This is a genomic window from Desertibacillus haloalkaliphilus (genome assembly GCF_019039105.1).
GTDB classification, from domain to species: Bacteria; Bacillota; Bacilli; order Bacillales; family KJ1-10-99; genus Desertibacillus; species Desertibacillus haloalkaliphilus.
Genome location: NZ_JAHPIV010000116.1, coordinates 1 through 445 on the forward strand (window position 1 = coordinate 1; position 445 = coordinate 445).

General features: G+C 38.4%; 1 protein-coding gene. It reads left to right on the forward strand.

Annotated features, from left to right (window positions below):
- Nucleotides 1–445, forward strand: a 445-nt coding sequence (locus tag KH400_RS21115) for a GspE/PulE family protein (RefSeq protein WP_217228007.1), incomplete at both ends; no start/stop codon positions are given.

Genomic DNA, 445 nt, shown 5'->3' on the forward strand with positions numbered 1-445 from the left:
GCTGAGTACTGGTTTTCAAATTGAGCCTGCTATAGCAAAAAAAGAAGAAGTGCGTTTGGCAATTAATCGTTATTATGGAATTCAAAAGTCAATCGATCAAATGCTTGATGATATGATTACGAAAACAGATGATGAAACACTTTTGGACATGCAGCAATCTGATGATTCGCCGGTTGCAAAAATGATCAATCAGCTTATTTCTCAAGCGGTTCAAGAAGGAGCAAGTGACATTCACATAGATGCATTAGAATCGGAGACAATTATTCGCTTTCGGGTGGATGGAGTCCTTCGCCAAGAGAGAACGGTTCCGAAGAACATGCACAATGTTCTCGTTTCAAGGGTAAAGATTTTGGCCGAATTAAATATTGCAGAAAAACGTTTGCCTCAAGATGGTCGATTTAAAATTGATCTCGACCTTCGAAAAATTGATTTACGTGTATCTATC